Annotated in this window: 7 protein-coding genes; 2 read left to right on the top strand and 5 right to left on the bottom strand. The window is 72.0% G+C overall.

Annotated features, from left to right (window positions below; all coding sequences use genetic code 11):
- The 5 genes from RIM90_RS29240 to RIM90_RS29260 all read right to left on the bottom strand — a co-directional run.
- Window positions 1-447, bottom strand: a 447-nt coding sequence (locus tag RIM90_RS29240) for an IS6 family transposase (protein ID WP_309063759.1), incomplete at its 3' end; no start/stop codon positions are given.
- Between the two features lie 445 nt (window positions 448-892).
- Window positions 893-1,726: an alpha/beta hydrolase gene (locus tag RIM90_RS29245; RefSeq protein WP_309063760.1), complete on the bottom strand. Its 834-nt coding sequence runs from the start codon at window positions 1,724-1,726 to the stop codon at window positions 893-895.
- 62 nt (window positions 1,727-1,788) lie between these two features.
- Entirely contained in the window at window positions 1,789-2,628 is an 840-nt protein-coding gene (locus RIM90_RS29250) for an alpha/beta hydrolase (protein WP_309063761.1), read from the bottom strand.
- Between the two features lie 124 nt (window positions 2,629-2,752).
- Window positions 2,753-3,676: a hypothetical protein gene (locus RIM90_RS29255; RefSeq protein ID WP_309063762.1), complete on the bottom strand. Its 924-nt coding sequence runs from the start codon at window positions 3,674-3,676 to the stop codon at window positions 2,753-2,755.
- A 292-nt stretch (window positions 3,677-3,968) separates the two neighbouring features.
- Complete coding sequence (locus RIM90_RS29260) at window positions 3,969-4,418, bottom strand: DUF5707 domain-containing protein (protein WP_309063763.1); 450 nt, start codon at window positions 4,416-4,418, stop codon at window positions 3,969-3,971.
- A 242-nt stretch (window positions 4,419-4,660) separates the two neighbouring features.
- On the opposite strand from RIM90_RS29260, the gene RIM90_RS29265 reads away from it, so the two are divergent.
- On the top strand, window positions 4,661-7,006 hold the full coding sequence (locus RIM90_RS29265; protein WP_309063764.1) for a histidine kinase: 2,346 nt from the start codon (window positions 4,661-4,663) through the stop codon (window positions 7,004-7,006).
- Window positions 7,003-7,654: response regulator transcription factor (locus RIM90_RS29270; RefSeq protein ID WP_309063765.1), on the top strand; the 652-nt coding region annotated here is incomplete at its 3' end. The genes RIM90_RS29265 and RIM90_RS29270, both read left to right, overlap by 4 nt.

The following is a 7,654-nucleotide window of genomic DNA, read 5'->3' on the forward strand; positions in this document are numbered from 1 at the left end:
GCCGTGGGCCGCGCCGTAGGAGCGGAGCCTGTCGGTGACGACGACCACCCGCGGCACCGCACCCGTGTTTTTCAGCAGGCGGCGGAAGAACTGGCTGGCCGCGGCGGTATCCCGCCGGTTCTGTACAAGGATGTCGAGCACCGTCCCGTTCTGGTCGACAGCGCGCCGCAGGTACTTCTGCTCACCGTTGATCTTGATGAAGACCTCGTCCAGATGCCGCTTGTCCCCGGGCCGGGGCCACCGGTGACGCAGCTCGCGGGCGCAGGCCGGACCGAACGTCACCCACCAGCGGCGGACCGTCTCGCAGGAGACGACGACACCGCGCTCGAGCATGAGCTCCCCGGCCTCGCGCAACGACAGCGGAAAGCGGTGGGACAGCCACACACAGGGGGAGATGATCTCGGCCGGGTAGCGGTGCCCCTCGTACGCCGGCGACCTGCTCTCCACGGGCACCCCTCCAACAGGATCAACCCGAAGATCACCCCACGTCATCAACCAACGTGACAGCGCCGGTGACCCTGACGGACGCGCTGAAGACCCGCACCGAATGGTGCGCGTCTCCTTGACTTCGGACCGGGTGGTCCCCGCACCTGCGGGGACCACCCGGTCGAGTTCAGCAAATGAAGGAAGGGGCGGGATCTGCCGCCGCGTGGCTTCGTTCGCGAGAGTGCGGTTCTGGCCCGACTTCTGTGGTGTGCCTACTCTCCGTGATTGTTGATCTCGTTGACACGTCTCGTGAGATCGTCTGGAAACTGCTGGTGACGGCTGCGTTCGGGCTGATGGTTCTGGGCTGTGCGCGAGGAACTGCTCCGCCTGGAAGAGCTGCTCTTCCTGGCGGCTCCAAGGATCAGGGTGGTTCACCTCCCGGCGGCGAAAGCCCGCCGGGGGCCGGTCACTTGGCCAGGAAGGCGAGCAGGGCGTCGGTGACCTCCTGGGCGTGGGTCCACAGCAGGCCGTGCGGGGCGCCCTCGACGACGACGTACTCGGCCTTCGGGAGCGCCCGGTGGAACGGCTCCCCGGTGGACTCGATCGGCAGGATCCGGTCGGCGGTGCCGTGCAGGATCAGCGCCGGCACGTCGATCTTGGCGATGTCGGCGCGGAAGTCGGTGGTCCAGGTGTCCACGCAGGCCAGCGAGGCGTACCAGGAGGCGCCGGCGGCGACGTTCCAGCTGTTGCGCAGGGCCTCCTCGCTGATGCGGGTGCCGAGGTTCTCGTCGAGGTTGTAGAAGTCCTGGTAGAAGGCGGTGAAGTAGGCGTAGCGGTCGGTGGTGACGGCCTGCTCGATGCCCTCGAAGACGTCGGCGTCGACGCCCGTGGGGTTGTCGTCGGTCTTGAGCAGGAAGGGCTCCAGGGAGGCGAGGAAGGCGGCCTTGGCGATCCGGGCGGAGCCGTAGGTGCCCAGGTAGCGGCCGACTTCGCCGGTGCCCATGGAGAAGCCGACGAGGACGGCGTCGTTCAGGTCGAGGGTCTCCAGGACGGTGTTCAGGTCGGCGGCGAAGGTGTCGTAGTCGTATCCGGTGGTGGGCTGGCTGGAGCGGCCGAAGCCGCGCCGGTCGTAGGTGATGACGCGGTAGCCGGCCTTCAGCAGGGCGGCGGACTGCTTCTCCCAGGAGTGGCCGTCGAGCGGGTAGCCGTGGATCAGTACGACCGGCTGCCCGCTGCCGTGGTCCTCGTAGTAGAGGTCGATGGGGGTGGTGTTCTCCTGGCCGACGGTGATGAACGCCATGGTGGTGACTGCCTTTCGGTGCGGGTTGTGGTGCGGGAGGTGAGGTCGGGTGCGGTCCGCGGTCAGCGGACCGTGCGGGCGGCCCTCTCGACAATGCGGGTCACGGCGTCGGGATGGGAGACGGACACCGCGTGGGATGCGTCGATCTCGGTGGTGCGGGAGTGGGCGCGGTGCGACATGAAGCGCTGGACGGCCACGGGGATGTTGAGGTCCTCGGTGGTGACCAGGGACCAGGAGGGGATGGTCTTCCAGGCGGCCTTCGTGGACTTCTCCTCGAGTGCGGCGGCGGCGATCGGACGCTGGCCGGCGGCCATGAGCCGGGCCTGGCCGGCCGGCACGTCCGCGGCGAACTGCCGGTGGAACTTGTCCAGCTCGATGTAGACGTCGGCGCCCTGGCTGCCGTCCGGCAGTGTGTAGTTCACCGGGTCGATCACGTTGCCGAGGGTGCTGCCGGGAAACTTGTTCGTCAGTCCGAGCGAGCTCTCGCCGGTGTCGGGCAGGAACGCGGCGATGTAGACGAGGGCCTTGACCCTGTCCTCCAGTCCTGCGGCGGCCTGGCTGATGACGGTGCCGCCGTAGGAGTGGCCGACCAGGACCACGGGCCCGTCGATGTGCTGGACGACGCTGCGCAGGTAGGCGGCGTCGTTCGCCGGGCCGCGCAGCGGGTTGGCGGCGGCCACCACCGGGTAACCGGCGCGCTCCAGGCGCTGGACGACACCGTCCCAGCTGGAGGCGTCGGCGAACGCGCCGTGCTCCAGCACGATCGTCGGCCGACTCTGGTGGTGGCGGGGCGCCGCGTCGGCCTCGCCGGGCAGGGTCACGGCCGTGACGGACAGGCCCACGGCCGCGACACCGAGCAGGGTGAACAGCCGCGCGGACCGGGCCGATCGGGTGATGCGCATCTTCAACGTCCTTCTGTGTGCGGGCTGTCGCCCTGATCGGGTCGGGCCGGCAAGGCGGGCCCGACTCCGAGGAATAACATAGCGTTCAATTTAGTTGCGCGCAATTAAATTGCCTCATCCTCTTTTAGGTGCCGCCACCCGTGAACCGGCGTGCGGGGCTCCTCGTAAAAAAGTGACGCTCGGGTACGTAAGGGACCTTACCGGTCGTCAGCCCTGCTGGGTGGTGTGGCGGCAACCGGCAGGGCGGCCGGGTCGGCCCTCTGCTCCGCCGGCCGCTTTTTACCCGGGCCACCGCCGTCCGGGCGGCGTGGGCCCGGGAGGGTGGTATGTCGGCGAGCAGCGTGCCGCGGACGAGTTCGCAGGAGAAGGCGTACGCGGCAGGCGGCGACGGGCCGTCGGCCCGCTGCCAGGTCATCAGCCCGGTGTCGGCGGCGTCCTCCAGGGCCCGCAGCACGGCGGTGAGGGGCAACTCGCAGGCGTGCGCCAGGAACCACGCCCCGACCGGGCCGGACAGGACCGCCGTCTCCACGACTCGCCGGGCGTCGGGCGACAGCGCCGCCAGCCGGGCGCGGACCTCGCACCGGACCGCGTGCGGCACCCGTACCGAGGTGCCGGCGGACAGGCCGCCCGATGCCCCGAGGAGCTCGGTGAGGTAGAAGGCGTTGCCCCCGGTCAGCGCGTGCAGCCGGGCCGCCTCGGCAGACAGCGGGGCAAAGGCGCCGAGCAGGTCCGGTCCGCTCGGGCACCACGTACGCGGCCCGGCGGCCGGACCGGGCCCCTTGCCCGCGCCCACGGCGCCGCCGGTCCGGGAACTCCCCGCCCGCAGCAGCTCCTCGACGTCGGCGACGTCCATCGGTCCCACCTCGATGAGCCGGGCTCCGCTCCGGGCCAGCCGTGCCAGGAACCCGGCGACCTCAGGGCCGCAGTCCTCCGTGACCGCGCACACCACCATGAGCGGGGCCTCACGCGACACATCCGCGTGGGCCGCCAGCGCCTCCCGGTCCTCGGGCGGCGCGCCCTGGACGTCGTCGACGAGGCTGCCAGGCACCGGCCCGTGGCTGCCGGCGCGTCCCGGGAGGCTGCCGCGCAGGTGCGTCACCGGAGTACCGGCGGCAGGCACCGGCGTGGCGGTGGTGAGTGAGAATCCGGCTGCACGGGACACTGCGCACTCCTTCCGGCGGGGGTGACGGCACACGGACGGGCGCAGGGACGGCGCCCGGCGGGAAGGGGAGGGGTGGCGGGCTGCTCGTGGCAGCGACCCTCGGACGCGGAGCCGCCGTGGCAGCGGGGACCGACGTCACCAGGGCCGGTCCCCCGGGGTGTCCGGCCCTGGTGACGGGTCAGCGGGTGACGTCGACCGTGGCCGCGCGGGACACGAACTTCGTGTCGCCGTCCTTCGCCGTCGCCAGCACCGACACGTGCCAGGCGCCTTCCGCGAGATCGGCCGCGTCCTGCTGCGTCACCTTCAGCGTGTAGGTGCAGCGGGAGGTCTCGTCCGAGGTGCTGTGGCACGTGGCCTTGTCCACGTACCGCAGCTCCGCCTTCGTCGGGTCGAGTTCGGAGCTCGCCGGCCACGCGATGACCCTGAGCTCGCGGACACCCGAGTCGTCGCTCACGTCCGCGGTGTACGTGAGCTTGCCCTCGCCCTGCTGGGACGGAGCGGTGTAACTGGCGGAGCCGTTCTTCACGGTCGGCTGCGTGGTGGTGGAGGCCATGGCGTAGCCGCCGGCGGCGACGGCACCGAGGGCGACGACGCCGATGACGGACGGGACGAGAACGCGCTCGGACATGATGGATCCTCCTGCTGGTGAGTGGAGTGTCGACGGGCGGGAGAGCGTGGAAGAACCGGTGTTCGGTCGGCTGCTTTCCCGACGTGATCGAGACTATGGCCGGGTACCCGGCCGGATCCTCACGCTGCGGGATGATCACCGCGTCGAACCGCAGGTGCAGCGTCTGCACCCCAGGTAAGAGAGAACGGTCCGCCCCGAGCCCGAGGACAGCCGCTCACCTGCGGTCTTAATCTTGATCCCTTATGAAGAACACCGACGACCGGCTTCTGCCCCTTGTGCTGCTCGGCGTCCAGGCCGTGGTGTGGCCGGGAACGGATGTGATCCGCGGGAACGTCCCGGCGGGGTCCGCCCTTTTCGTGGCGGCCCTCGTCGCCGGGCTGGTGACGGCCGCGCTCTCGCTGCGCCGTTCGAAACCGGTGACCACCCTCGTCCTGGTCGCCGCCGCCTGTGCGCTGGGCGCCGGTCCCCTGCCCGTCGGCGCCATGGCGGTGCTGGGGACGGCGGGTGTGGCCCTGGCCCTGTTCACCGTGGCCGACGAACGCGACACCTTCACCGCCCTGTTGTGCGTGATGACGCTCGTCTCCTGGCAGTCCCTGTACGGCATCAGCCTGCACGGGCTCAGCGACCGCGACGGGCTCGACCTCGTCCTGACGGCCGTGCTGTACACCGCCGCGTCCGCCGCCGGAATGCTGGCACGGCGCAGCCGGCTCGCGCGGCAGGCCGCCGAACAGCGGTTGAAGCGGGCCGAGATCGAGCGTCACCGGCTCCCGGCGGTCGAACGCCAGCGGATGGAACGGGAGTTGCACGACGTCAGCGCCCACCATCTGACGGCCGTGGTCGTCACGGCGGGTGCGGCACTCGGGCTGCGCGACCGCCGCCCCGAACTGGCCGACGAGGCTCTCCGGTTCACCGCCGAGACCGGCCGTGAGGTCACCCGGGCGCTCGGCGCCGTGCGGGCACCGGCACCCTCACCGGACCAGCAGCAGCCCTCACCCAGGGAGCGGATGCTGGCTCTGGTCGCCGGCTTCTCCCAGCTCGGCCAGCACGTGGAGTGCGAGATCGACGCACTGCCGGACGGTGCCCTCGGGGACGCGGCGTACGGCATCGTGCGCGAGGCGCTGACCAACGTGGCACGGCACGCACCCGGTGCACGCACCACCGTGACCTGCCGCTACGGCGACGCCCGCACGGAGGTCGTCGTCACCAGCGCCGCACCGCCGGCCGGTTCGCCGGCGCACGGCGCCGGCCTCGGCTCGGGGCGCGGCCAGAGCTTTCTGCGGTCGCGGGCCCGGGAGGCCGGCGGCACCCTGACCAGCGGCCCGACGGCGGAGGGCGGCTGGAAGGTGAACGCGGTCCTGCCCGGTCGGCTCGCCGCCGCCTCGGTGAAGCGGTCGGTGCCGTGGCAGTACCGCCTGGCACAGGTGACGGCCGCCGTCGGCCTCGTCGTGCAACCGCTGCTGCCCTCACTGGTCATCCGGGCGGCATCCGCGTCGAGCGGTCCGGGGGCGTCGGCAGGCGCGCTCTTCGCGCTGCTGGCCGCAGGACAGGCGCTCGCACTGCTGTGGCGACGCCGGGCGCCACGCGCCGCCCAGGGCGTCGTCCTGGGTCTGGCCCTGCTCTGGCCGATGGCGACGGCCGTGGGTGCGTACACCGGGTGGGTGCTCCTGCCGTCCCTGCTGAGCACGGCCGCCACCTGCGCGGTGATCGCCTCCGCCGCGGCCCGCACGGCCGCCACCGGACCGCCCGTCACCGAAGGCCGCCCGCTCCTGTCGCCCGTGGGGGCCGGCCCGGTCGTGGCCGTGCTGGTGCACGCGGCGGCCACGACCGCCGCACTGGTGCACCGGGGCACCTCCTTCCCTCTCTGGGCGCTCGTCGCGGGGTCGACGGGGCTGGCGGCCCTGCTGGTCGGCGCGGCCTGGTGGGGCGGGACCCTGCGCGGGCGTCACCGCCGGGCCACGCGCAGTGCGCAGGCCGGAGAGCTCGCGGCCTGGACCGAGGAGGCGGTACGGGACGCCTGGGCCGAGCGCCGCCGGATCGCCACCGGGCTGGAGACCACCGTGCTGGCGCGGACCGCCGACATGGTCGCGCAGGCCGAGGCGGGCCGGCTCGACCAGGCCGTCGAACGTGCCCGCGAGGCCCTCGCCGCGATGCGCACCCTGCTCGACACGGTCCGGGACGCCGAGACCACGCCCGCGCTGCGGCCGCGGCCCACCCTGCAGGCCCTCGACCTCCTCGGCCATCAGATCCGGGCCACCGGCCGCGACGTCGAGATACGCCTGGCCGACCGGATGCCGAGACGGCTGCCCACCGCCGTGGACCTGGCTGCCTACCATGCCTGCGAAACGGTACTCGCGGTCGGCGGCGAGGAGCCGATGACGGTGGAACTGGACGCGGACGACACCGCATTGACGATCACGGCGATCGGAGTCCCGGACACCGTGCGTTCCGCCCTGTGCCGACGGCTGTCGACGCGGGCGGCGGTGGCGGGCGGGACGGTCACCGCCGACCCGACGGGTCCGGTCCGCGTCCTGCTGCCGCTGACCGCGGCGCCGACTGTGCAGCAGGATGACGAGGAGGGACAACGATGAGCCTCAGGGTGCTGGTCGTCGACGACCAGGGCATCGTACGAGCGGGGTTCGCCGCCGTGATCGACGCCGAGGAGGACATGACGGTCGTCGGTGAGGCCGCCGACGGCGCCGAAGCGGTACGGCTCGCCGGGGAACTGGCCCCCGACGTGGTCCTCATGGACGTCCGCATGCCCGAACTCGACGGCATCGCCGCCACCCGGATCATCACCGGCCGTCCCGACGCACCCCGTGTCCTGGTGCTGACCACCTTCGACCTCGACGCGTACGTGTTCGACGCACTACGCGCCGGCGCCTCCGGATTCCTCCTCAAGGACGTGCACCCCGGCGAACTGCTGAACGGCATCCGGGTGGTGGCCGCGGGCGAGAGCGTCCTCGCCCCGTCCGCCACCCGCCGACTCATCGGCCACTACGCGTCCAGAACCGGTACCGGGGTGCCGGACAGCAGCACCCCCCGCGAACTGAACAGCCTGACCGGCCGTGAGCGCGGCGTCCTCGGACTGATCGCCGCGGGGCTCACCAACACCGAGATCGCCCAGCACCTCGGCATCACCGTCGGCACAGTGAAGTCCCACGTCAACGCACTGCTCCGCAAACTCGAACTGCGCGACCGGGTCCAGGCGACGATCCTCGCCTACGACCTCGGCCTGG

The sequence above is a fragment of the Streptomyces sp. genome, assembly GCF_031181555.1.
GTDB lineage: Bacteria > Actinomycetota > Actinomycetes > Streptomycetales > Streptomycetaceae > Streptomyces > Streptomyces fimbriatus.

Coding starts and splice junctions, on each gene's coding strand:
- RIM90_RS29245 (WP_309063760.1), bottom strand. CDS start 1,726: ATGGCGTTCATCACCGTCGGCCAGGAGAACACCACCCCCATCGACCTC.
- RIM90_RS29250 (WP_309063761.1), bottom strand. CDS start 2,628: ATGCGCATCACCCGATCGGCCCGGTCCGCGCGGCTGTTCACCCTGCTC.
- RIM90_RS29260 (WP_309063763.1), bottom strand. CDS start 4,418: ATGTCCGAGCGCGTTCTCGTCCCGTCCGTCATCGGCGTCGTCGCCCTC.
- RIM90_RS29265 (WP_309063764.1), top strand. CDS start 4,661: ATGAAGAACACCGACGACCGGCTTCTGCCCCTTGTGCTGCTCGGCGTC.